The sequence below is a fragment of the Rossellomorea sp. y25 genome (assembly GCF_038049935.1).
GTDB lineage: Bacteria > Bacillota > Bacilli > Bacillales > Bacillaceae_B > Rossellomorea.
The window spans coordinates 1388528-1412610 of sequence record NZ_CP145886.1; the positions used below are offsets into that span (position 1 = coordinate 1388528).

General features: G+C 41.9%; 27 protein-coding genes. 21 read left to right on the plus strand and 6 right to left on the minus strand.

All coding sequences use genetic code 11. From position 1 onward, the window contains the following. Positions 1 to 89: 89 nt before the first annotated feature. From queG to nfsA, 4 genes are all read left to right on the plus strand, one after another. Complete coding sequence (queG, locus tag AAEM60_RS06900) at positions 90 to 1223, plus strand: tRNA epoxyqueuosine(34) reductase QueG (protein WP_299739741.1); 1134 nt, start codon at positions 90 to 92, stop codon at positions 1221 to 1223. A gap of 94 nt (positions 1224 to 1317) precedes the next feature. Then, positions 1318 to 2196 carry an amidase domain-containing protein gene (locus tag AAEM60_RS06905; RefSeq protein ID WP_299739743.1) on the plus strand — a complete coding sequence of 293 codons (879 nt, stop codon included), beginning with the start codon at positions 1318 to 1320 and terminating at the stop codon, positions 2194 to 2196. 66 nt (positions 2197 to 2262) lie between these two features. After that, the gene (gene trmL, locus AAEM60_RS06910) at positions 2263 to 2736 is read left to right on the plus strand and encodes a tRNA (uridine(34)/cytosine(34)/5-carboxymethylaminomethyluridine(34)-2'-O)-methyltransferase TrmL (protein ID WP_299739745.1); all 474 of its coding nucleotides are present in this window, start codon (positions 2263 to 2265) and stop codon (positions 2734 to 2736) included. A gap of 86 nt (positions 2737 to 2822) precedes the next feature. Further along, entirely contained in the window at positions 2823 to 3572 is a 750-nt protein-coding gene (gene nfsA / locus AAEM60_RS06915) for an oxygen-insensitive NADPH nitroreductase (protein ID WP_299739747.1), read from the plus strand. A 68-nt stretch (positions 3573 to 3640) separates the two neighbouring features. On the opposite strand, the gene AAEM60_RS06920 is transcribed toward nfsA, so the two are convergent. Continuing rightward, entirely contained in the window at positions 3641 to 4537 is an 897-nt protein-coding gene (locus AAEM60_RS06920) for a LysR family transcriptional regulator (protein WP_341357710.1), read from the minus strand. Between the two features lie 105 nt (positions 4538 to 4642). On the opposite strand from AAEM60_RS06920, the gene AAEM60_RS06925 reads away from it, so the two are divergent. From AAEM60_RS06925 to AAEM60_RS06985, 13 genes are all read left to right on the plus strand, one after another. Then, complete coding sequence (locus AAEM60_RS06925; RefSeq protein ID WP_341357711.1) at positions 4643 to 5314, plus strand: ankyrin repeat domain-containing protein; 672 nt, start codon at positions 4643 to 4645, stop codon at positions 5312 to 5314. Next, positions 5311 to 6600 (plus strand): purine/pyrimidine permease, encoded by a 1290-nt coding sequence (locus tag AAEM60_RS06930; protein WP_299739753.1) that lies wholly within the window; start codon positions 5311 to 5313, stop codon positions 6598 to 6600. Before AAEM60_RS06925 ends, AAEM60_RS06930 begins: the two co-directional genes overlap by 4 nt. Positions 6601 to 7000: 400 nt before the next feature. Then, positions 7001 to 8896: a PrkA family serine protein kinase gene (locus tag AAEM60_RS06935; protein WP_044337899.1), complete on the plus strand. Its 1896-nt coding sequence runs from the start codon at positions 7001 to 7003 to the stop codon at positions 8894 to 8896. Positions 8897 to 8994: 98 nt separating this feature from the next. Next, positions 8995 to 9177, plus strand: a complete 183-nt coding sequence (locus tag AAEM60_RS06940; RefSeq protein ID WP_299739758.1) for a hypothetical protein — start codon at positions 8995 to 8997, stop codon at positions 9175 to 9177. Between the two features lie 78 nt (positions 9178 to 9255). Next, positions 9256 to 9429, plus strand: coding sequence for a multidrug ABC transporter ATPase (locus tag AAEM60_RS06945; protein ID WP_299739760.1), 174 nt, complete (start codon positions 9256 to 9258; stop codon positions 9427 to 9429). 277 nt (positions 9430 to 9706) lie between these two features. Continuing rightward, the gene (gene yhbH / locus AAEM60_RS06950; protein WP_341357712.1) at positions 9707 to 10876 is read left to right on the plus strand and encodes a sporulation protein YhbH; all 1170 of its coding nucleotides are present in this window, start codon (positions 9707 to 9709) and stop codon (positions 10874 to 10876) included. 150 nt (positions 10877 to 11026) lie between these two features. Beyond that, positions 11027 to 11518 carry an STAS domain-containing protein gene (locus tag AAEM60_RS06955; RefSeq protein WP_299739764.1) on the plus strand — a complete coding sequence of 164 codons (492 nt, stop codon included), beginning with the start codon at positions 11027 to 11029 and terminating at the stop codon, positions 11516 to 11518. Positions 11519 to 11629: 111 nt separating this feature from the next. Beyond that, positions 11630 to 12346, plus strand: coding sequence for a DUF421 domain-containing protein (locus AAEM60_RS06960; RefSeq protein ID WP_341357713.1), 717 nt, complete (start codon positions 11630 to 11632; stop codon positions 12344 to 12346). Positions 12347 to 12546: 200 nt separating this feature from the next. Beyond that, complete coding sequence (locus AAEM60_RS06965; protein ID WP_341357714.1) at positions 12547 to 12867, plus strand: YciI family protein; 321 nt, start codon at positions 12547 to 12549, stop codon at positions 12865 to 12867. A gap of 11 nt (positions 12868 to 12878) precedes the next feature. After that, the gene (locus tag AAEM60_RS06970) at positions 12879 to 13901 is read left to right on the plus strand and encodes a phosphotransferase (RefSeq protein ID WP_299739770.1); all 1023 of its coding nucleotides are present in this window, start codon (positions 12879 to 12881) and stop codon (positions 13899 to 13901) included. 318 nt (positions 13902 to 14219) lie between these two features. Next, positions 14220 to 15026 carry a pyrroline-5-carboxylate reductase gene (gene proC, locus AAEM60_RS06975; RefSeq protein WP_299739774.1) on the plus strand — a complete coding sequence of 269 codons (807 nt, stop codon included), beginning with the start codon at positions 14220 to 14222 and terminating at the stop codon, positions 15024 to 15026. Between the two features lie 72 nt (positions 15027 to 15098). Further along, entirely contained in the window at positions 15099 to 15524 is a 426-nt protein-coding gene (locus AAEM60_RS06980; RefSeq protein WP_299739776.1) for a MarR family transcriptional regulator, read from the plus strand. A 75-nt stretch (positions 15525 to 15599) separates the two neighbouring features. Next, positions 15600 to 16139 (plus strand): NAD(P)H-dependent oxidoreductase, encoded by a 540-nt coding sequence (locus AAEM60_RS06985; RefSeq protein ID WP_341357715.1) that lies wholly within the window; start codon positions 15600 to 15602, stop codon positions 16137 to 16139. 172 nt (positions 16140 to 16311) lie between these two features. On the opposite strand, the gene AAEM60_RS06990 is transcribed toward AAEM60_RS06985, so the two are convergent. From AAEM60_RS06990 to AAEM60_RS07000, 3 genes are all read right to left on the minus strand, one after another. Further along, complete coding sequence (locus AAEM60_RS06990; protein ID WP_341357716.1) at positions 16312 to 16965, minus strand: SIMPL domain-containing protein; 654 nt, start codon at positions 16963 to 16965, stop codon at positions 16312 to 16314. Positions 16966 to 16973: 8 nt separating this feature from the next. After that, on the minus strand, positions 16974 to 17423 hold the full coding sequence (locus AAEM60_RS06995) for a hypothetical protein (RefSeq protein WP_299739782.1): 450 nt from the start codon (positions 17421 to 17423) through the stop codon (positions 16974 to 16976). Positions 17424 to 17510: 87 nt separating this feature from the next. Then, positions 17511 to 18461 carry an L-lactate dehydrogenase gene (locus tag AAEM60_RS07000; protein WP_341357717.1) on the minus strand — a complete coding sequence of 317 codons (951 nt, stop codon included), beginning with the start codon at positions 18459 to 18461 and terminating at the stop codon, positions 17511 to 17513. A gap of 314 nt (positions 18462 to 18775) precedes the next feature. Between AAEM60_RS07000 and AAEM60_RS07005 the strand changes: the two genes are divergently transcribed. The 3 genes from AAEM60_RS07005 (at position 18776) to AAEM60_RS07015 (ending at position 20472) form a co-directional block, all read left to right on the plus strand. Beyond that, the gene (locus tag AAEM60_RS07005) at positions 18776 to 19312 is read left to right on the plus strand and encodes a GNAT family N-acetyltransferase (RefSeq protein WP_341357718.1); all 537 of its coding nucleotides are present in this window, start codon (positions 18776 to 18778) and stop codon (positions 19310 to 19312) included. 15 nt (positions 19313 to 19327) lie between these two features. Next, positions 19328 to 19813, plus strand: a complete 486-nt coding sequence (locus tag AAEM60_RS07010) for a tetratricopeptide repeat protein (protein ID WP_299739787.1) — start codon at positions 19328 to 19330, stop codon at positions 19811 to 19813. A gap of 68 nt (positions 19814 to 19881) precedes the next feature. Beyond that, the gene (locus AAEM60_RS07015) at positions 19882 to 20472 is read left to right on the plus strand and encodes a histidine phosphatase family protein (RefSeq protein ID WP_299741269.1); all 591 of its coding nucleotides are present in this window, start codon (positions 19882 to 19884) and stop codon (positions 20470 to 20472) included. A 26-nt stretch (positions 20473 to 20498) separates the two neighbouring features. Here AAEM60_RS07015 and AAEM60_RS07020 read toward each other — a convergent pair whose 3' ends face one another. Further along, positions 20499 to 21800 carry an NCS2 family permease gene (locus AAEM60_RS07020; RefSeq protein WP_341357719.1) on the minus strand — a complete coding sequence of 434 codons (1302 nt, stop codon included), beginning with the start codon at positions 21798 to 21800 and terminating at the stop codon, positions 20499 to 20501. Positions 21801 to 22044: 244 nt separating this feature from the next. Between AAEM60_RS07020 and AAEM60_RS07025 the strand changes: the two genes are divergently transcribed. Continuing rightward, positions 22045 to 23688: a M20/M25/M40 family metallo-hydrolase gene (locus AAEM60_RS07025; protein WP_299739791.1), complete on the plus strand. Its 1644-nt coding sequence runs from the start codon at positions 22045 to 22047 to the stop codon at positions 23686 to 23688. A 99-nt stretch (positions 23689 to 23787) separates the two neighbouring features. On the opposite strand, the gene AAEM60_RS07030 is transcribed toward AAEM60_RS07025, so the two are convergent. Beyond that, entirely contained in the window at positions 23788 to 23964 is a 177-nt protein-coding gene (locus AAEM60_RS07030) for a hypothetical protein (protein ID WP_341357720.1), read from the minus strand. Positions 23965 to 24083 lie beyond the last annotated feature (119 nt).

Sequence of the window (24083 nt, forward strand, 5' to 3'; positions counted from 1 at the left end):
TTTAAAATAGTTTATCATAATACACGTTCCTATTTCACGTAAGCTTAATTGTAAGTGTTGAATATATAGATAGAAAGGAGGACAGGGCGATGGATATCGATCAATTAAAACAGGATATCATCGAGTATAGCAAGGAAATCGGCATTGATAAGATTGGCTTTACAACGGCGGATACGTTCTCGGAAATGAAAAACAGGCTCCTGCGCCAGGAGATGCTCGGGTATCAATCCGGGTTTGAGGAAAAGGACATAGAAAAGCGGGTTGATCCTTCTTTGATATTTGATAAGCCGAAATCGATCATCGCCATTGCTCTCGCCTACCCTTCCAAAATGAAGAACGCTCCACAAAGTAAACGGGGAGAGAGACGGGGGATCTTTTGCCGGGCATCATGGGGGACGGATTATCACCATGTGCTTAGGGATCGTCTTTCAAAGCTGGAAGAATATATCGTATCAAGGGTTCCCCAGGCACGTTTCAAATCCATGGTGGATACGGGTGAACTCGTTGACCGTGCCGTGGCTGAGCGTGCCGGGATTGGCTGGAGCGGAAAAAACTGTTCGATTATAACACCTGAGTTCGGATCCTATGTGTATCTCGGGGAAATGGTGACAAATCTTCCCTTTGCCCCTGATACACCGATGGAGGACCAATGTGGCACATGCAATAAATGCGTGGATGTCTGCCCAACGGGAGCTCTTATCGAAGGAGGACAGCTGGATGCTCAGAAATGCATTGCCTTTTTGACGCAAACAAAGGGCTTTCTTGCCGATGAATACCGGGTAAAGCTTGGGAACCGCCTTTATGGATGTGACACCTGCCAGACCGTATGTCCTGAAAATAAAGGGATGGACTTTCATTTTCACGAAGAGATGGAGCCGGATCCAGAAATTGCAAAGCCGCTATTAAAGCCGCTTCTAACGATCAGTAACCGTGAGTTTAAAGAAAAGTATGGTCATGTATCCGGTTCATGGAGAGGTAAGAAGCCGATCCAGCGAAACGCGATCATTGCACTCGCTCATTATAAGGATACAACAGCCATTAAAGATCTCGTTGACGTGATGAAAAAGGATGTTAGACCGGTGATCCGAGGTACCTCTGCATGGGCACTTGGCAAAATCGGCGGAGAAGAAGCACAACAGGCGTTACTGAAACAGCAGTCAGTAGAAACAGATGACGATGTATTAAACGAAATCAAAAAGGGCCTTAGCCTGATAACCAAATAGTCCAAAAGGATAAACTCACATATCCACCTGAGTTTATCCTTTTTTGTTTTGAACAGTCTTCTCCCCGCATAACAATTAGGGAGGAGGGAAGACAATGATCAGAAAGCTGTTAATGGAAAAGGTTCAACATGTGATTGATGAATATACATCCCGCAGTCAGTCAGATTATCACAATGACAAAGTGAGAAGCAAGAAGGAATCTTGTCTTCGACGGAATGCGGAAATTGTAAAGGTGGATGCAGCAGGGAAAATCCAAAGCATGACACCCCAGCGTAATGAAACACAAACCATTTTATACGATGTTCACTATAAATATCTTATTAAGCAGGGGGATCTTCTTTATTTAGAAGAAGAAGTAGAGAATAGGCGTTCAGCATTTTATAAGGGTAAAATCTATGAAGACGGCGAGATTCCGATTCTCTATGAAGAGAATGTTGTACGTGAAGAGAGTTCAAACTTCGACGGGAAAGAGGCTAGAGTGACGTATCAATATGATCGGCTTAGCGCGGTGCAATATGCTGAGCGATGGTGGAACAGCTATAACCCTGCATATAAGAAGTTTGAGAATGATTGCACGAACTATATTTCACAGTGCCTCCATGCCGGGGACGCTCCCATGCGGGGGTATCCGACGAAAGGGAAAGGCTGGTGGATGAGAAATCAGAACTGGAGCTATAGCTGGACGGTTGCGAATTCCATGAGATGGTATATCCCCAATTCGACGGTCGGGTTAAGGGGAAGACAGGTAAATGACGCTAAAGAGTTGAAGCTTGGAGATGTCATCTGCTATGACTTTGAAGGGGATGGTCGTTTTGACCATACTACGATCGTAACCGGTAAAGATGCTGCAGGAGAGCCTCTCGTGAATGCCCATACGTTCAACAGCAGAATGCGGTATTGGAAGTATGAGGACTCGACTGCTTATACACCCAATATCAAGTATAGATTTTTTACCATAGTAGATGACGGCTAAGTCTTGTTCTATGGGGAGGAAATGGTATAATGTCACTTAGAGTTTTATGAATGAGGTGACAGGAACATGGGAGTACATGTTGTATTATATCAACCAGAAATCCCTGCTAATACAGGGAATATTGCGAGAACGTGTGCAGCAACGGACACAACTCTGCACTTGATCCGTCCACTCGGGTTCTCAACAGATGATAAAATGTTAAAGCGGGCAGGCCTTGATTATTGGCAGTTTGTAAACATTGTATACTATGATTCAATTGAAGAGTTCTTCGAGAAAAATGACGGTGGAGAATTTTTCTACTTAACAAAATACGGAAAGATCCCTCACACTGATTTTGACTACAGTGTAGAAGAGAAGGATTACTTCTTCATTTTTGGCAGGGAAACTTCAGGACTGCCGGATGACATCATCCAAAATAATTTGGATCGCGCCCTGCGCATACCAATGAACGAAAACGTGCGTTCATTGAACCTTTCCAATACAGCGGCGATTCTGATTTATGAAGCATTAAGACAAAGAAAATATCCGGGTCTGTTATAAAAAAAAGGAATGAGAATCATATGATTTTCATTCCTTTTTTTATTTGGCTTATACTAAGGGAAAGAATGTGAAGGAGAGAGTACATAATGAATGAAACCATTGAAACGATTCTTAAGCATCGATCCATACGGAAATTCAAGAGTGAGCCGTTAACCGAGGAGCAAATCCGGACAATTGTCTCGAGTGCCCAGGCTGCCAGTACGTCCAGTTATATTCAAGCGTATTCAATCATTGGGGTGAAGGATCCTGCTAAAAAGAAGAAGTTGGCGGAGCTTGCCGGTCCACAATTATATGTAGAAGAAAATGGTCATTTCTTTATATTCTGTGCCGATTTGTACCGCCACGAGAAGATAGGTGAATGGGAAAATGCTGATGTCATTCCAACACTTGAAAGCACGGAGAAATTCATGGTGGCATTGATTGATGCTTCACTGGCGGCCCAAAATGCGTCCATTGCTGCTGAATCCATGGGAATGGGCATTTGCTATATTGGTGGGATTCGGAATGATCTGGAATCAGTAAGTGAACTGCTGGAGCTTCCTGATCGCGTCATTCCTTTATTCGGGCTGGCTGTCGGTTTCCCTGAAGGAAATTCTGATGTGAAGCCGAGGTTGCCAATGGAAGCCATTTACCATGAGGATTCATATCAACATGATGAAGGGTACATGAAAGAGGGACTCGATCGCTATGACGAAACCATTTCTTCCTATTATCATGTACGAACGGACGGCAAACGTTCGGATCGATGGACCGAGCAAATGGCCAACATGCTGTCAGGTAAGAAACGCATGTATATGAAGGAATTTGTGGAGAAGAAAGGATTTAATAAAAGGTAGCACCCGCGTGTAGATAAAGAATCTAAAAAAATATGCCCGAAAAGATCAAATCTTTTTCGGGCTTTTTCCTAATCCATCTCCGGAAACCCGACTTTAAAATGTTCTGTGACTAACCGGATAAACTCCCTCGTTGTTTTAGGAAGATAGAAGTCTTTTTTCCATACGATACCGTAGCTTGCGTTGTTCATGTTCTCAATTTCCAATTGTTGAACGTCTTTATGCTTAAATACTTGCAGAGCACTATGGGGAACGATGGAGGAAGCGAATCCTTGTTCCACAAGATTGGCAAGAAGAACGGTATCCGAACATTCTGCCTTTATATACGGCGTCAACCCGATTGAAGTAAATGACTGAACAATCATTTCGTACAAGCCCAAACTTCGTGTACTTGGAAGGATTAATGGCTGGTGAACAATATCTTCTAATGCAATCGTGCCATGACTTGAAATCGGAACATTCGTAATGTAGTAAAATGGCTCTTCTTGAAGGGTCACCGTCTCCATATTGTCTGCTGAAAATGGCAGTCGAATCAGAGCAGCATCAATCTCACGTAATTCTAAAAGATGAATGAGCTGTGAGGATTCGTTTTGATGAATGTTATAGGTGATGTTTGGGAAGTTCTTTTCATACTCTTTCAAAATATATGGTAAATCAATGTCTGATAATGTATTTACACCAACCCTCAGCTTGCCTTTTTCCCCTGAACCAATTTCTTTCACTTCTGCTTCAGCAGCCTCCAGCAGCTTGATCATCTGATAAGCATGCTGATAAAGGGCTTTACCAGCCTCTGTAATCACCAGTTTTCTTCCTTTCCGGTAAAACAAGCTCACACCGAGATCCTCTTCCATCGTGCGCAGCTGCTGACTTAGGGGGGGCTGAGACATATGTAGTCGCTTTGCTGCAGCGAGTATTGTTTTTTCTTCCACAATCGCCAAAAAGTAACGCAGTTGTTTAAGGTCCAGCATGGTATTCCCCTTCCTTATATGATAAATATATAATAATACAATTTAATAGATATTATCCATATATATCAAGCCGTGATACCCTAAAAGTTGTTAGGGGGAGTGAAAATGAAGAAGATGCTCATTGCTATTTTTATCAGTACTCTAGCGGGATGTTCGTTTAATGCTCAAAAGGAGGAAAAAGAAGTGATTTTCACCTATATAAAAGAAGGATATATTGAAGAGGTAGAAACGTTAATTGATGAAGGGACTGATATTAATCAACAGGATGCCCTTGGTAGAACGCCTGTTATGCTGGCGACATATCAAAATAATACGGATATGGTCCGTTTACTGATTGATAAGGGAGCCGATATTCATTTACAGGATGAATTAAAAAACAATCCTTTTCTGTACGCCGGTGCAGAAGGAATGAATGACATTCTGCTTCTCACAATCGAAGCAGGAGCAGATCCTGCTTTAGTGAATCGATATGGCGGAACCGCTCTAATTCCAGCTGCGGAAAAAGGCCACGGGGAGACCGTGAAACTTTTACTGGATAAAACAAACGTCGATATCAATCATGTTAACGATCTTGGCTGGACGGCGTTGATGGAAGCCATTGTATTGAGTGACGGTGGAGAGGGACATCAAGAGATTATTGCCACATTAATCGAGTATGGTGCGGATGTAACCATTCCTGATCGGGAAGGTAAATCACCAATTGAGCGTGCGAGGGAAAGAGGTTTTGTAGAAATTGAGGAGATGCTGCTTAAAGCCGGAGCGGTTAAAGTATCATGAAATACAAAGGGCAGACCGTAGGAACCGCCCTACAAAGCTTTCAATGGCTCATGTTTTTAATTGGCACGTCGATTGCTCTTCCCATTGTGATTGGTAGTGTGTTTGGTTTAAGTGAGACCGAGATTTCAGGGTTAATGCAAAGAACGCTTTTCCTGGTTGCTCTCGGCTCCATTCTTCAGAAAGTAATTGGACATTCCCTTCCGATTATTGAAGGACCGGCTGGATCCTGGGTAAGTGTGTTTGTTATTTTGGCAGCCTTTTCTAAGCAAAATGGTCTGTCGGTTGAAGAATCTTTATCACTTGGTATGGGCTCACTTGCTTTAGCAGGATGTATACTGATCCTTATGGGATTAGTGAAAAATAAATTATTTTACCAAAGAGTATTTCCACCTTTGGTTTCAGGTGTATTTTTGTTTCTTCTAGCGATTCAGCTTAGTGGTATCTTTTTTAATGGGATGATCGTACAAGAAGAAGGAAACGTTGATTGGAAACTGACGATGCTTGCCATATTCGTTTTTATCTTTATTGTGATTCTATCAATTAAAGCAAAAGGTTGGGGAAAGCAGTTTTCACTCTTAATAGGCATCATTGTTGGCTGGGGTGTGTTCGCCATTTTCGGTGGGGCTTCTACCCCTATTGGACAGAGGGATCTTAATAGTCTAGCTGTGCCAGAACTATTTTCATGGGGACCCCCTGCAATCAACGGTAGTATCATCACTGCGACTATTCTGTTTTCGTTTACCCTGATTCTAAACAATATTGCAGCCATTGATTCGATGTATGATGTTTATGATGGAGAGAAGATCAATAAACAAGACAGTATAAGAAGAGGGTTTGTCGTCGGAGGAATCAATCATTGGTTATCATCCATTTTCTCTGCTCTTGCCATTGTGCCCTTACCGGTTACATCCGGTTTTGTACAAACGACGAAACAAAGAAGCGGTCTGCCATTTCTTATAGCAGCAGGCAGTTTATTACTCATATCCTTTATGCCACAGGTGGTCCATGTCGTGTCTACTTTGCCTGTAGCCGTCGCAAGTGCAGCGCTGCTTTCAACAATCGTGAATATGTTTATCATTTCGGTAAAGAAGATAACTTCGATTCAGTTGAAACAAAGGGAATTATCAATCATTGGTATTTCACTTTTGAGTGGCACGAGTCTTTTCTTTCAATCTTCGGATCTTTTCAAAGACCTTCCGAGTTCGCTTCAAATTGTAATGAGTAATGGGTTGATCGTGGGGACATTTGTAGTGATTGCTCTTAATTTAATATGGCGTAATAACTAAAAAAACTGGCCCGGGCCAGTTTTTTTAGTTTATGAATTAGTTGGAGCCGGGTTTATCATTATATCCAGCAGTGAAAATCGCTACTAAGAATGCTAAAGATACACCTATAATCATTATAGTACCCATGTTTGGTAACCTCCCAGTTTCACTTATTCCACAGTCTGTCTTTAGTATAGCCTATTTTTTATTTGATGTGAATGAAATCAGTTATTTTTTTACTGAATCTATGGCAGCTTGACGAAATGAAAATGAAAACCCTTGTATCTTACAGGCATGCCCTATTGTTTCCCGTGAATATCGGACCTTTGTCTGTAATAAATATATCTTGTTAACATGTTCAGTTGACCAAGCGCATACAGTATATTAATCGTCTCTCATTAAGCGACAGGGGGAGGTCCTTATGGATATTTTAAAAAAAATCGAACATTACCGAGAAGAAGAAGAGAAACTGAAATGGGAAGGGACGTTTGCTCAGTATTTAGACCTGCTGAAAGAGAAGCCTTGGGTTGGGCAATCCGCTCATTCAAGAGTCTTTAATATGATTAAGGATGCCGGGGTTGAGGAGGTCGAGGGGAAACGAAAGTATAAGTTCTTCAGCAATCAATTATTTGGCTTAGAAGAGGCGCTGGAAAGACTCGTTGAAGAATACTTTCATCCTGCTGCGAAGCGATTAGATGTCCGAAAGAGAATCTTGTTACTGATGGGCCCTGTTAGTGGAGGGAAATCAACCCTTGTGTCGATGCTTAAACGCGGGTTGGAGCAGTATTCCCGGACTGAAAGAGGAGGCGTCTTTTCAATCAAAGGCTGTCCGATGCATGAAGATCCACTGCATTTGATTCCTCAACATTTACGTGAAGATTTTTACAACGAATATGGCATTCGCATTGAAGGAAATCTCTCTCCGTTAAATACTATGCGTTTGGAGAAAGAATATCATGGCCGCATAGAAGACGTTCAGGTCGAAAGAGTCTTTTTCTCTGAAGATAAACGTGTCGGAATTGGTACGTTCAGTCCATCTGATCCAAAATCACAGGATATCGCTGATTTAACAGGAAGTATCGACTTTTCCACGATTGCCGAGTTTGGTTCTGAGTCAGATCCGAGGGCTTACCGATTTGATGGAGAATTAAATAAAGCAAACCGTGGATTGATGGAATTCCAGGAAATGCTTAAGTGTGATGAAAAGTTCTTATGGCACTTATTATCCCTTACTCAGGAAGGAAACTTCAAGGCAGGCCGATTTGCCCTTATTTCAGCCGACGAGTTGATTGTGGCTCATACGAATGAAACTGAGTATAGATCCTTCATTTCTAATAAGAAGAATGAAGCCTTACATTCCCGTATTATTGTCATGCCGGTTCCATATAACCTGAAAGTCACTCAAGAAGAGAAAATATATGAGAAAATGATCAACGAAAGTGATGTGTCGAACGTCCACGTGGCTCCTCATACGTTACGGGTAGCGGCGATGTTCACCATTTTAACCCGATTGAAAGAACCAAAGCGTGGTGATATTGATTTAATCAAGAAAATGCGCTTGTACGACGGTGAGAATGTCGAAGGCTTTAACTCCGCAGATGTGGATGAAATGAAGAAGGAATATCAGGATGAAGGAATGAGCGGAATCGATCCGCGTTACGTCATTAACCGAATCTCATCTACGATCATTCGTAAAGAGATACCGACCATTAACGCGTTAGATGTGCTACGTGCTTTGAAAGAAGGACTGGATCAGCATCCATCGATTACAAATGAGCTTCGTGATAAGTATTTGAACTTTATCTCCCTCGCCCGTAAGGAATACGATGATATTGCCAAGAAAGAAGTTCAGAAAGCCTTCGTGTATTCATATGAAGAGTCTGCGAAGACGCTTATGGATAACTATCTTGATAACGTTGAAGCATACTGCAATAAGGCTAAGCTTCATGATCCATTAACCGGTGAAGAAATCAATCCGGATGAAAAGCTGATGCGCTCCATTGAAGAGCAAATCGGCATTTCAGAAAATGCGAAAAAAGCATTCCGTGAAGAAATTCTTATCCGTATCTCTGCCTATGCCCGCAAAGGAAAACGTTTCGACTACAATTCACATGATCGCTTGAGAGAAGCCATTCAGAAGAAGCTATTCGCTGACTTGAAGGACGTTGTGAAAATCACGACTTCATCTAAAACGCCAGACGAACAGCAGCTGAAGAAAGTCAACGAAGTGGTTGCCCGCCTCATCGATGAACACGGCTACAACTCTACATCCGCCAACGAATTACTGCGCTATGTGGGCAGCCTGTTGAATCGTTAATAGAAGTGAAATCGGGAGGTGCCGGGCACCTCCCGATTTTTCTTTAAAGTTTAAATCTCTTACCTACAGGGAAAAGTAGTAGCCAAGAGGTGAGAATATTGACCAAAAACAAATATGAACTGGATAAAAACTATGAACCTGAAAATGGATCCATGGCACATGATATGGAAGAGATGGAGCAGCTAGGGAAGCAAATGGACAAACTCAGAACGAATGAAGAGCTGAAAGAAGACAAGAAACAACCCGACCCTGTTCAATTTAAAGAGAAAGACAAGGAATAGTTGACGGAAAAGTCTGAATATAATAGTCTATAGATAGAGAGCTGGGCCCATTATCTAATATGAAAGTGGGTGGAGAGGATGTCTTCTAAACCTCATCGGCCAGAAGATGCAGAACCTCTTAACGGAAGCATGGCCTCCAATATGGAGGAAGTCATTAAGCTAGGGAAGCAAATGGAAAAGTTACGTTCCAGTGGCGAATTAAAGATACACAATCGAGTATCAGACCCGGCTCAATATGAAGAAGAAGCTTAATCAGGTGTTTCTGCCTGGTTATTTTTTTTTGACTGAACGTGCTATGGAGTCATTTCTATAGAACGATCAATGACCTCTACACAACCTGTCAGAAAAATAGGCTTGTCCAATCAAAAAAGAACGTTTAATTGTCGAAATTATTTGTAAATTTATCAATACTTCTGCATAGGATAGAGTAATCCCCGTTTCACTTCATGGGATACATGCAGTTTAGACAGTCAACATAGTGTATGCAGGAAAACGAAAAATTGTGAAAAATTTTAAGGAGGGGAATAATTTGAGTCAAATGGATAATCATCAGTTTGTCATTTCCAAGGAAGATTGGGCCCTCCACCGCAAAGGTCACGATGATCAACAAAGACATCAAGAGAAAGTACAGGATGCGATTCGAAATAACTTACCTGATTTGATTACAGAAGAAAATATTGTCATGTCCAATGGTCGAGACGTCGTCAAGATACCGATTCGTTCTTTAGATGAATATAAAATTCGTTACAACTATGATAAGAATAAACATGTCGGGCAAGGAGACGGTGAGAGTCAGGTAGGGGACGTCATTGCAAGAGACGGCACACCACAGCAGCAGGGTCCTGGAAAAGGTCAAGGGGCCGGAGATAAAGCCGGTGAAGACTACTATGAAGCAGAAGTGTCGATGCTGGAGATTGAAGAAGCCTTATTTAGCCAATTGGAACTTCCGAACCTAAAGAAGAAGGAGCAAGATGTTCAAACCGTCGAGCACATTGAATTCAATGATATCCGTAAAACAGGCCTAATGGGGAATATAGATAAAAAGAAGACGATGATGTCTGCCTTCAAGAGAAATGCCATGAAAGGAGCACCAAGCTTTCATCCGATATATACCGAAGACTTGAAGTTCAGAACATGGAATGAAGTGTTGAAACCTGAATCCAAAGCGGTCGTCTTGGCCATGATGGATACGAGTGGAAGTATGGGAGTATGGGAGAAATATATGGCAAGAAGCTTTTTCTTCTGGATGACCCGCTTCTTACGCACTAAATATGAAACGGTGGAAATTGAATTCATCGCTCATCATACCGAAGCCAAAGTGGTGTCAGAAGAACATTTCTTCTCTAAAGGGGAAAGCGGAGGAACCATCTGTTCATCAGCTTATCGTAAAGCGTTGGAACTCATCGATGGAAAGTACGCTCCGAGCCGCTACAATATCTATCCGTTCCACTTCTCTGATGGAGATAATTTAACGTCTGATAACGTGCGATGTGTCAAGCTTGTAGAAGAATTAATGAAAGTATCCAGCATGTTCGGATACGGGGAAGTAAACCAGTATAACCGTCATTCCACTCTCATGTCAGCCTACAAGAACATTAAAAACGACGATTTCCGTTACTATATTCTCAAACAAAAAGCCGATGTGTTCCACGCCATGAAAAGTTTCTTCCACAAGGAACAGGAAAAAGCATTCGCATGAGAAAACCAGCCGATGAGGCTGGTTTTTCACTGGAATCTATTAATCTAATTACATATTAAATAATTAGGTGATTCTATAACCAAAGTGCTAAAATAGAAAGGAAGAAATCGTTTTACAAATAAAAACATTCTATAAGCGATGAGGTTTATCATGACAGATGAAAAGCAAGAAATCCAACGATTAAAACAGGAAATTAAGGAATTACAAGAACAGTTAGCTCAATCGGAACAAATCATCATGGATATTTCTGCACCCATTATCCCATCCATCATCCCTGAAACCATATTGATTCCTGTTACTGGAAGACTCAACCCTGAACGCTTTGAGCGGATCATTTCAAAGATACTGGACGTGTCATATGGAGAAGATATTAGTACGATTATTATAGACTTTTCAGCCATATCAGAAAATGAAATCGGGGAAATTGACATCTTCGGCACTTATATACATAACATGGTCAAAGCTATTGGGTTGATGGGGATCGAAACCCTTTTCGTCGGATTTACCCCGGCTCTGACTCAAGTGATGATCAATTCAGGAGTAAGAGAACTTCAAGGAATCAAAAGCTTCCTCACATTCCGCACGGCATTGCAGTACTTGATGAGTGAAAAGGACCTTGAATTTCAAAAGATAAGTGAGTAGAAGAACCTTCCCCAATGGTTGGTTCTTTTTCGTGACTGAAAACACCTTTCATGTTTGATCTAAGATAGGGGAAACTATCCTTATCTGAGACATAAAGGATTTGAGCTGCTTATGGTAGATTTTAAAGACTTAGGTATCGTAGCATTAAGAATCTTTACGATCCTTCCATTTATGATATTTGTGACACTATATATGGGAAAGCGGTCAATTGGAGAATTACCGGTGTTTGACTTTTTAGTGGTCCTTGTATTCGGTTCTGTTGTAGGGGCAGATATTGCCGATCCCAACATCGAACACATCCATACCATCGTCGCAATGATTCTTATCGCCATATTACAAAAAATCTTGACCAAAATGAAAATTTCTTCAAGAAAAATGGGTAAAATTCTTTCCTTTGAACCTACTGTTGTCATTGAAAACGGTCAGATTCTAAAAGAAGAATTAAAGAAAACCGGTTATACGATTGATAATATCTTGATGCTCCTTCGGGAAAAAGAAGTTTTCCTGCTGGAAGATATACAAATCGGAATCATTGAGCCTAACGGAAGTTTATCGATTCAAAAGATGCCTTCAAAACAAACCGTTACAGCTGAAGATGCGGGAGTCATGAAGCGAACGAGCCTTGCGTTCCCTCTTATTGTAGATGGAGTATTGCATACAAGCGTTTTAGATAAATTAAACGTGGAGGAAAAACGGGTATGGGAAGAAATCGGGAAAGCGGGATTCTCTTCAATCGATGAGGTGTTCTATGCCTCCATCAATGCAAGGAAAGAAATCCATATTGTGAAAACACCTGATATTCATTCGTATCCTGATTTCTTTAACTGAGCATTCATAAAAAGGTGATGCCTGTGAAAAAGATACTCAAATCGGGCGATGGATGAATGGATGAGGGAGCATGGATTCTTAAATAACCATGTAAGCTGTTGAACAGGGTTCAATCGCTTTTTTGCGTTTACTTGATTTACTTAAAAAGGAATCCCGGTAAGTGAAGTCGTATATATAGTGGAGAAGGAGGTTCGATCACGATGGAATTTATCTATGTATTAAAGCTGATTCCGCGCTTACATAAAGAAGAAAATTGGACAACCGGGGATGAGGGGATTGTTCATCGTCATTTTGAGAGGTTGAAGGAGCTTACGGACTCTGGAGTGGTGATCCTTGCCGGCAGAACGTTAAATGAAGAAGAAAATGCTTTTGGAATCGTTATTTTTGAAGCGGAAGATGCGGAAAAGGCCAGAGCGTTCATGAAGGAAGATCCTACCGTAAAAGAGGGGATTATGACAGCAGAGCTGTTTCCGTATCGAGTGGCTCTCCTGAGAAAAGAGACCAATACTTTAGTGGAGTAGGAGAAGGTACAATGGAAAAATGGATCGAAGAACTTTTTACAGAGGAGCTATTTGCGGAAGCTGCCTCACGATATGGCTGTAACACTGCTCAAGCGAAGAAGCTCGGAGACTTTGAAAACTATGTGTATGAGGTTCATAAGGGAGACAGCCCCTATATCCTCCGCCTCACTCACAGTTCTCATCGTTCAGAAAGAGAAGTGGAAGCTGAACTGAAATGGATTAACTACTTACATAAACACGGAGTGAATGTATCATTAGTCAAACATTCTGATAAAGGGAAGCTCGTAGAAATTATCAAAGCAGGGGACACGTATTTTTATGTTTGTTTGTTTGATAAAGCTCCAGGAAGTCCGGTTAAGATAAATGACCCATTGTTCGATGAGGAACTCTTTTACAAATGGGGGAAAATCACAGGACATATGCATCGAGTGACAAAAGGATATGTTCAGGGTATCAATCGTCGTGATCGTTGGGATGAGGATGACGTGTTGAAGTATGGGAAGTATTTATCTTCTGTGAAAGATGAGTACATCATCGAAAAAGGTGAGATAAATAAAAAAACGATCAAAAGCTATGAGGAAACGAAAGATACCTTTGGACTGATTCACTCTGACATCCATCCAGGGAACTTTTTTTACCATAAGGGTGATATTCATGTGTTTGACTTTGATGATAGTACACAGTTCTTTTTTATAAGTGATGTCGCCATTCCCCTATACTATTCCGTGTGGTGGAAGCTTCGTAATGAGAACTTAGATACCCGTAGTCAATTTGGCAGAAGGTTCCTCATTTCGTTTTTAAAAGGATATTTGACGGAGTGTGATTTAGAGAAAGAATGGGTGGACCGCATTCCCCATTTTCTGCTCCTCAGGGATTTAACACTTTATTCTGTTTTCCATAAAAAGTGGGATCTAGAGAATTTATCAGAGGTCGAGGAGTCCTTGCTTTCAGAGATCAGGGACAGATTGCTCCATGATGAGCCAATCGTCGATTTGCACTACAGTGAAATTCTTGAAAAAGCGAGAGAAAAATGATTTGGGCACTCCTTATTACAGGTGTGATCATCGGATTATTAGTCCGTTTGATGAGGACCACATTTAAAAGGGGATACGGAATGTCAGAGGATTTATTTGAACAGCCTGTGTATGTAAAGACATGTATTCATTGTCACAGGAAGATTCCAAAGGATTATCAAAAATCTCTTTGCCCCCATTGCGGGAAGCTGGTGGAATGATGGAAAGGTTTGAAGGATTTCTCCTTTGAGCCTTTTTTAATGGCGTTTATTTTATATGTGGAGAAAAATTTGGTATGATGCTAAAGACTGTTTACATACAAACTGACGAGGTGAAAAAATGAATAAAACCATTGGATTTATAGGGTGCGGAAATATGGCACAAGCGATCATGGGGGGGATATTGAAGTCCGGTTTAGTAGAGAATCATTCGGTTAAAGCCAGCGCCAGAACACAAGAGACGCAGGAAAAAGTAGCAGAGGAATTTGGAGTGGGGGTTATTAGTGATAATAAGAGCGTAGCAGCTTTTTCAGACATAGTGTTTTTAGCAGTGAAACCAGATCAATATCGGAACATTGTTGAATCAATAAAGGATTCTCTGAAAAAGGACGCCATCATCATTACCATTGCTGCAGGAATCACGATTGATTGGATGGAGAGTCAGCTTTCTAAGTCTGTTAAAATTGTCCGAACCATGCCAAATACACCGTCTCTTGTAGGTGAAGGTATGACAGCGTACTGTGTAAATGGCGAATTAACCGACGCTGATCTTGAAGATGTGAAAGCGATCTTAGATAGCTTCGGAAAGTCTGAAATGGTAGAGGAAAGCTTGATGGATGCCATTCCGGCTGTGAGCGGATCATCTCCTGCATATGTATTTATGTTCATAGAAGCACTGGCCGATGGAGCGGTTCTGCAAGGCGTTCCAAGAAAACAAGCCTATCAGCTGGCAGCACAGGCTGTACTTGGAGCGGCGAAGATGGTCCTTGAAACAGGCACTCATCCGGGGGAATTGAAGGATGCCGTATGTTCACCGGGCGGAGCAACGATTGAAGCTGTGTCAGCCCTGGAGAAAAATAATTTTAAAGGAGCCATCTTAACAGCAATGGACGCATGCAGCCGTAAATCGAAATCCCTGGGTGAGTAGAGTGGAAACCATTGACAAATCCTCATGACTGATGTAGTTTGTACATACAAACATTAACGGAGGTCGAGGATAGTGGAAGATCAATTCTGTAACTGTCTCTATTTTTCTGCCAATCACTTGGCAAGAATGATGAACAAGATGGCGGAGGAAGAGTTTGCGCCGATCGGTTTGTCTCCCACTTATGCATTTTTGTTGATGACCTTAAAGGATAAAGACGGTCTAACACAAAAAGAGCTTAGTGGTGCTTTAAATATCGCTCCTTCAACAAGTACCCGATTTGTTGATAAATTAGAGATGAAGGGACTTGTTACACGAAAGAACAAAGGAAAGTTAGCAATCATTGCCCTGACGGATAAAGGCTATAGCATGCAGGGTGACATTTCTCAGTGCTGGAAGAACCTATTTAAACGCTATGCTGAAATCATGGGGGAGGAACAGGCTCGCAAGCTGACGCGTGATGTGAACGAAGCCAATTCGATATTGGAAAATAAAAAATAAAATTTTTTACCATGTTAGTTGTGTGTACAAACAAATGATGATATTATTTGTACATACAAATAAGGAGTAGTTGAAATGAAAACACTAGTGTTAGTAGGACATCCAAATTTACAAGAATCAAGAATGAACAAAGCTTGGTCAGAACGTTTGGAAAAAGAAGAGAACGTTATTGTACATGATTTATATAAAGAATATCCGAACATGAATTTTGATGTTAAGAGAGAACAAAATCTTTTATTAGAACATGACCGAATCGTCTTCCAATTTCCATTCTTCTGGTACAGCACACCGGCGATTTTAAAAGAATGGCAGGATAAGGTGTTAGAATATGGATGGGCTTATGGAGCAGAGGGGACGAAGCTTCACGGAAAAGAATTCTTAGTCGTGACTTCAACCGGTGGTCCGGGTGGAGCTTACCGATCAGGAGGCTTTAATCACTACTCCATGAGTGAACTGCTGAAACCACTGCAGGCTACTGCTAATTTAACGGGAATGACATTCTTGCCTGCTTATGTAGAGCATGGGGTTCGAATGATGAGTGACGATGAAGTGGTTGCGTCTGCTGAAAAAGTGGCAGCGCATGTGGTGAATCCTGAGCTGAGGTTTGGGCGATAGCAGGGGGAGCTCATTCGTTTTCGGGATGGGCTCTTTAGTATTAGTCATGAGTGAAAGGATTTTTAACGCATGAAAGTAGAAATCGACGCATAAACCACCAAACCTGGAGGTCCGTCCCTCTAAAACGTTATTCAAACTGCCAAAGTACTGAATTGTTTTGGCAGTTTGTCGTTTATCGGGTTTGGTATTCTACTGTCAAGATGGCTGTGACGGCGATTTGTCCTGGTTGGACGGCTGCACTCTCTTCAGCGGCTTTTACAAACCCGGTGGTCATAAAGGGGGTGACGATTGGGCTTGATTGCTCTGTGATGGACTTTGGCTGGGGATCGAGCTGCTGCCCCGATTGGCTGGATAATGTGAGTGCTTTTTGATACGCCTTTTGATATGCCATAGCAAGGGCCTGCTGATAGGATTCGATGGGGTTGGAATTGACAAATGAAATGTTTTCTACACGATTCGCACCGCTCTTAATGGCATCATCAATAATCGTACCGACTTTTTCAATGTTCTGAATGGTAACTCGGAATACTTGGCGAACCTCATATCCTGTGAAAATTTGCTTTCCGTCCTCATAGTTGTACTGTGGGAACACTTGATAGGTGGAGGTCTGGATATCCTTTTGTGACACTCCGTTGTTTAATAGTGATTGAACGACTTGACTCGATTGTTGCTGGTTCTGGTTTTGGGCCGCTTCAAGCTCTTCATCTTTAGTGACAACACCGACAGAGACAATGGCTTGATCAGGATCGATATAAAGGGTATGCTCACCTGTTACAGTAATCGTCCCCTTGGTGTTGCCGGTCCTATAGTATGGATATGAATACATGAGCAGTCCTACACGCACGTAAAGGATTCAATTTTATCCAAGTCGATGCCGAAGTATACCCATGTGAATCCAATCCATCTCCATCCGGCAATGGAACGGCGTCCAACAAAGACAGGATAGAACCAGAAAGCATCCCTTCTTAACCAAATATACGTGTAACGGAATAAACATCTTCTGATGGCACCTGGGTCTACTGCAAAAACACTTGGTCCACCTTGTGTTCCTTGCATCACCGTTTTTTGCGGTTGGAAGTTCGGTGGTGGTCCGGGTGGTGGTTGATTTTGTCCGCCTTGCCCGCCAGTAGGTGGTGGTGAGCTTGGTGCGCCTTGTCCTCCACCAGGAAAACCTGGGATGCCAAAGCCGCCGCCCCCTGATCCTTGGCCACCTCCAGGGAATCCGGGAAAGCCGCCGCCTCCGCCGCCAGGAAATCCAGGGAATAATTGTCTGTGATCGTACATAGAAGAACCTCCTCATAAAGAATTCTCTTTATCTTATGAGGAGGTTGGGTGGGCGTGCGTGTCTATTAAGTTAGCGAAGGGAATGGATCAAGTCTCCATCGCTTTTTTCATCACATGTTTGAGTGTTTCTGCAGAGTGGGCGAATTGAGCTTTTTCTTTATCATTTAATGGAAGCTCGACGACTTTTCTGATGCCCTCACGATTAATAATCGCAGGAACACCGATGTAGATATCGTCCTGATGATACTCCCCTTCAAGGAGGGCAGAAACGGTTAAAATGCTATTTTCATTGTTAAAGACCGCTTTGGTAATCCTGGCAAGACCCATGGCAATACCATAATAGGTTGCGCCTTTCCGTTCAATGATGTGATAGGCTGCATCTCTTACATTAACGAATATATCATCAAGCTGTTTCTGGACGTCATCCTGGTGGAGGTCAATCAACTCACTTAAATGACTTGCTCCTACAGTTGTGTGGCTCCAAACGGGAAATTCCGTGTCTCCGTGTTCTCCCATAATATAGGCGTGAATATTCCGTGTATCAATATCAAAGTGCTCGCCGACTAAGTAACGAAGTCTGGCTGTGTCGAGAATCGTTCCTGATCCGATGACTCTTTCTTTCGGCAGTCCGGAAAATTTCCACGTTGCATACGTTAAGATGTCGACAGGGTTCGTCGCCACAAGGAAAATGCCGTTGAATCCACTATTCATGACAGAGTCTACAATATTTTTGAAGATTTTCACATTCTTTTCCACCAGATCCAGACGGGTTTCGCCTGGCTGCTGGTTAGCTCCTGCCGTAATCACGACCAGGTCAGCATCCTTACAATCACTGTAATCTCCTGCAGATATTTTCATAGGAGAAGCGAAAGCAAGACCATGGTTTAAATCACGTGCGTCTCCGTCAGCTTTCTCCTTATTCAAATCAATCATCACAAGTTCATGTGCGATTCCTTGATTGAGGAGAGCAAAGGCATAACTTGAACCTACAAATCCTGTACCGATTAAAGCTACTTTGTTTGTGCATTTGATTGTCATACGTCATCACCTATTCACTAATTATTTGTAAAAAAAATTGGTCACATGAATCTAACAATGGTGAGATTAAGAGAAAGTAATAAAGCTTTCAGAATATGAGCGGAGATATTGTGAAGTAATTCACAACCAAATGATAACACGAAACACATTGATATTCTACTCTGAAATATAGCATAACATACATAAATGTGAATTAATTCACAAACTTGTCATACAGAGAAACGTACCTATGCCCGTCCCTCAAATAAAAAAAGGGTTTTTTCTGGTGAGTGATGAATGTATAGAGGAAGAGGAGAGCTATGGGAGGTGTGTGTATGAATGTCAGGAGTGGGGATTTATTTATCCGTCCTTTAGTGGAGGGGGATAAATACACGTTGGCAAGGTGGTTGCAGGATCCGGAGGTACTGGAGTTTTATGAAGGGAGGGACCGTCCCTTCACTCTTCAGATGGTGGAGGAGAAATTCCTTGCAGAGAGGGCCGTCTCAGGTTGTCTGGTTGAGTATGAGGGGAGTGAAATCGGTTATCTCCAGTATTATCAGCTTGATGAAGAAACGATGATCCGGTATGGTTACACGAATTTAGATGAAGTGATTTATGGTACGGATCAATTCATCGGAGAAGCGGCATATTGGAACAGGGGTTTAGGGACGGAACTCATTCGAGCTGTAGTAGAGTACTTGCTCAAGAAAGAGGGGGTCCACCGCCTCGTGGTGGATCCCATGACTTGGAACACCAGAGCGATCCGCTGCTATGAGAAATGTGGATATAGTAAAGCGAGAATACTACGGGAGCATGAGCTTCATGAAGGCGAACATCATGATTCCTGGCTGATGGAGTTCATTCCAGAGTGAATGGGAGACTTTAAAATGAATAGAAAAATAGAAGAAGCCATTGAACTGAGAGAGTCGGGAGAATACGCAGCTTCCATTGAAAGGTGGAAGCGATTGATTGGGGAAGAACCAGATAATGGTTTTCTGCATTACCAATGTGCATGGAGCCATGACGCAATGGGACTCGAAAGCGAAGCCGTTCCTTATTACGAAAGTTCGATTCAATTGGGACTGGATGATAAAGATTTACAAGGCGCCTATCTTGGATTAGGGAGTACATATCGGACATTGGGAGAGTATGATAAAAGCAAAACCGTGTTCGAGAAAGCAATCGGACGATTTCCTGAAAATAAAGCGTTGACGGTCTTTTATTCCATGACCCTCTATAATTTGAACGAACATAGTCAAGCAATGGAGCTACTGCTGACATGTATTGGAGAATCGTCACAAGAATCCACCATCGAACCTTATAAAAAGGCGATAACATTTTATGCTAGTCAATTGGACGTTGTGTGGAAATAAGAGTAGCTGTTCTCCATGACAGCTCTTTTTTGTGGTTGGAAAGTAAAAAGGAGTGATTGAAGTTGGCAATGACTCAACTGTATCTGGTGAGGCATGCTCACTCAAAATATACCCCCGAGGAATTAACCAGACCCCTTTCTGAGAAAGGTAAGGTGGGTGCTGAGAATGTAACGGAATTATTAAAGAAGGAAAAGATTGATGCAGTATGTTCCAGTCCATATAAAAGGGCGGTGGAAACCGTTGAAGGGACAGCCCGCCATATTGGGAAGGGAATCAATTTATATGAAGAATTGAGAGAAAGAACTCTCTCTGGAAAACCTGTTCAAAACTTTGAAGAGGCAATCTCAATGGTGTGGGAGGATCCTGCTTTTTCCTTGGAAGGCGGAGAGTCGAATCTCACTGCTCAAAAAAGGGGCGTACAAGGGATATTTAAGATCATTGAAGAATATAATGGGAAAAACGTTGTGATTGGAACACATGGTAATATTATGGTTTTGATCATGAGTTACTTTGATCCTCAATATGATATCAGGTTTTGGAGAAAGCTTGAAATGCCGGATATATATTGTTTAACTTTTGATGATGAAAATCTAAAAAGTGTCAAGAGAATATGGACACAACCAGCTGAATTTGCACTACAAAAAGACCGTTCATTATGAACGGTCTTTCAAGTATCTATATCGGTTTAATGAGGCAGGAATGCCAGCTGATAGAAGAACAGGACGGCAAAGATATACACGAGTGGATGTACCTGCTTCCATTGTCCTTTTACTACTTTTAATAATGGATAAGAAATGAATCCCAGTGCAATCCCCGTTGCGATGCTTGATGTTAATGGCATGCTTAGGATGATTAAGAAAGCAGGGAAGGCTTCATCTAATTGATCCCATTTAATTTGGGAGATGCTTCCCATCATCAGGCTTCCAACGATGATAAGTGCTGGAGCAGTAATAGCTGAAATTCCCGATACGGCACTTACAAGAGGACCGAAGAATGCAGCAGCGATGAACAAAACAGAAACCGTTAATGTTGTCAGTCCTGTTCTTCCTCCAGCGGAAACACCGGCTGAAGATTCAATATAAGCGGACGTAGGACTTGTTCCAAACATAGCTCCAACAGTCGTTGCAATGGAATCAGCCAATAGTGCTTCACGTGCTCTTGGCATCGTGTTGCCTTTCATAAGACCTGCTTGTTGAGCCACTCCGATCATTGTTCCCGTTGTGTCAAAGATGGTCACAAGCAAGAAAGAGAAGACTACCGCATATAATCCATACTGGAAAACATCAGCAAAAGCAGTTACCGGATTTGCTACGATCAGTCCTTCTGGAAGATGTGGGAGGGCCACAAATCCTTCCTTAAATGATAATTCTCCTGTAAAGAATGCAACGAGTCCAGTGACAATCATTCCGATAAATAATGCTCCATGGACACGTAAGACCATGAGGATCAGGGTAACAGCCAGCCCGATTAACGCTAAGATCGCAGAGGATGAATGAAGATCCCCCAACTGTACTAAATTTGTTGGGTGAGCTTGGATGAGTCCTGTCAATCGTAATCCAATAAACGCAATAAACAAACCGATTCCTGCTGTTATGCCGTGCTTTAGATTTTGAGGAATGGCTTCGATTAATTTTTTTCTAAACGGTGTTAAAGAGAGAATGATAAAGATGATACCTGCTACAAAAACGGCAGAAAACGCAACGATATAAGAAATATCATCATTCGCACCGACTACTGAGTACGTAAAATAAGCATTTAATCCCATCCCTGGTGCGATGGCGATCGGGTAGTTTGCGAACAAGGCCATCCATAACGTTCCGGCTACGGCTGAAATAATGGTTGCTAAGAAGACTTGATCAAATGGGACACCTGCATCAGCTAAAATAATGGGATTCACAACGACAATGTACACCATTGTTAAAAATGTTGTAATACCTGCCAGTATTTCAGTTTTAGGATTAGTGCCGTGTTCCTTCAATTTAAACATCGTAATACCTCCAATAAAAACGAACATTAAAAACACGCAACTTCTATAATATTCGGTAATAGATTGGATTTCAATAGGGGATACCGAAATTTTTTTAAGAAAATATCTTGAAACCCCTTCCAAACCCCTTTTGTTTTCGATAAGATGTTATCAATTATAGAAGAATCAGTCTCTATAATGCCCAGTCAGTAAACGATTTACCACGCAGGAAGTAACATTTCATAAGGAAAGGAGCGGTACTAACGTGTATACTCAATTGAAAAACAACTCAATCTCCGAGCAGATTGAGCAGATCACACGATCCTTAGTCGCTCTGAAAAGCTATAACGGAACAACAGGCGAAAGTGAAAAAGCCCAGTATATATATGAAATGATTTCCTCATTTCCTTATTTTCAGGAGCATCCTGATCGGGTCTGGCTGCAAGAAGTCCCGAACGATCCCACAGGAAGGAAAAACGTGTTTGCCCTCGTGAAAGGAACGTCTTCGAAAACCGTATTATTCCATGCCCACTATGATACGGTAGGGACGGATGATTATGGGGCACTTCAAGATATGGCTCATGATCCCGACTTTCTTCAGAAATTCTTTATGGATTATGAAGGAGAGGAAAAGGTTAGGGAAGATGCACTTTCTGGAAACTGGCTATTTGGAAGAGGGGCCTTGGATATGCAGAGCGGGATTGCCGTCCACATAGCCAATCTTTTACACCATACGGATCAAGCAGCCCCGGAAGGAAATTTACTCTTCCTGTTTAATGGTGACGAAGAAAGTGAACATGCCGGAATGATTGCTGCTTTAAGTGATCTCTATCGTTTAAAGAAAGAGGGCTTTGATTATTTGGCAGCGATCAATACGGATTTCATTTCTCCGATCTATGACGGGGACTGTAAACGATATATTTACACAGGTGCTGCAGGGAAGCTTCTGCCAAGTTTTTATATATATGGAAGAGAAGCGCATGTAGGGGATGTGCTGACATCCATCGATCCTACTGTGATTGCTTCAAAAATCAATCTCGAAATCAATCAGAACCTGGATTATCTGGAGGATATACCTGGAGAATTCACCCTGCCGCCATCGTGCTTGTATTTCAAAGATGATAAGCATACGTATAATGTCCAAACCCCTCTTAGCGCTTCTCTTTACTTCAACTATTTTGTCTACGAGAGAACCGCCAGAGAAGTGCTCTACGATATGAAAAAGGCAGCATTAAAGGCAGTGAGTGAACTGGAAGAACGGAGCAAAAAGCAGTTTGAGCAATATCGGAGCTATCATGGTTTCCCGGAAAGGGAGTTTTCCTGGGAAGTGGAGGTGCTGACATTACGGGAGTATATCTTCTGGCTAAAGGAAAGAGGCATTGATCCGGATCCTGTCATGAAAAAGATTCTTCATGATATGGAAGGAGAAGATAGAAGAACGATTGCATATACGATGGTGGAAGCCTTACAGCACCTGGATCCCGATCGAACACCCAGAGTGATCATTTTCTTCGCACCGCCATTTTTACCTCACAACTTTGTAAATGAAGAAAATGAGTATGGCAAGAGGGTAAGAGAAGCGTTAGGAAAATGCTTAAATGATATAGCCAAAGAAACCGGCGAAGAATTTGTCATTAAACGGTTTTTCCCTTATCTAGCAGACGGCAGTTTTCTCTCTCTTCATGAAGAAGACGAGGATATCGAGGTATTCAAAAAGAACCTGCCGCTGATCGATCAGTTGTATCCTGTCCCTATCGAAATGATCAGAAAGCTGAACATCCCTTCGATTAATATAGGAGTTTATGGAAAGGATGGCCATCAGTGGACAGAGAGAGTGTATAAACCTTACACATTCTCAGTACTGCCGGAGATTATCCAGCGTGTGACGAAGGATTTATTGAAGATATGATGTGCCGAGTATAGCTGAACAAAGAGAGAGGTCATTCGCTTAGGGATGCGCCTCTCTCTTTTTATTGATTTGAAATTATTTTGTGCTCTTTTTTTACAATTATTGTAATACGGCTGGGTCAATTAAGAAAACGGCTGGATCAATTAAGAAAACGGCTGGATTTTTATCAGAATCGGCTGGATTATTGATGATTTCCGCCGGATTATCCAGAAAAACGGCCGGATTATTGGTGATTTCGGCTGGATTCGTTAGGACATCATAGAAATACCAGACCATGACCGTCACAAATCCCTTGTAAAAGTAGATTTCAAAATGAAGTATCCATATTTCCTGTTAATATAGTAGACTTTGTGGGAATATCCACTTCCGCCGCATTCAAAACTACCTGTGTTCTG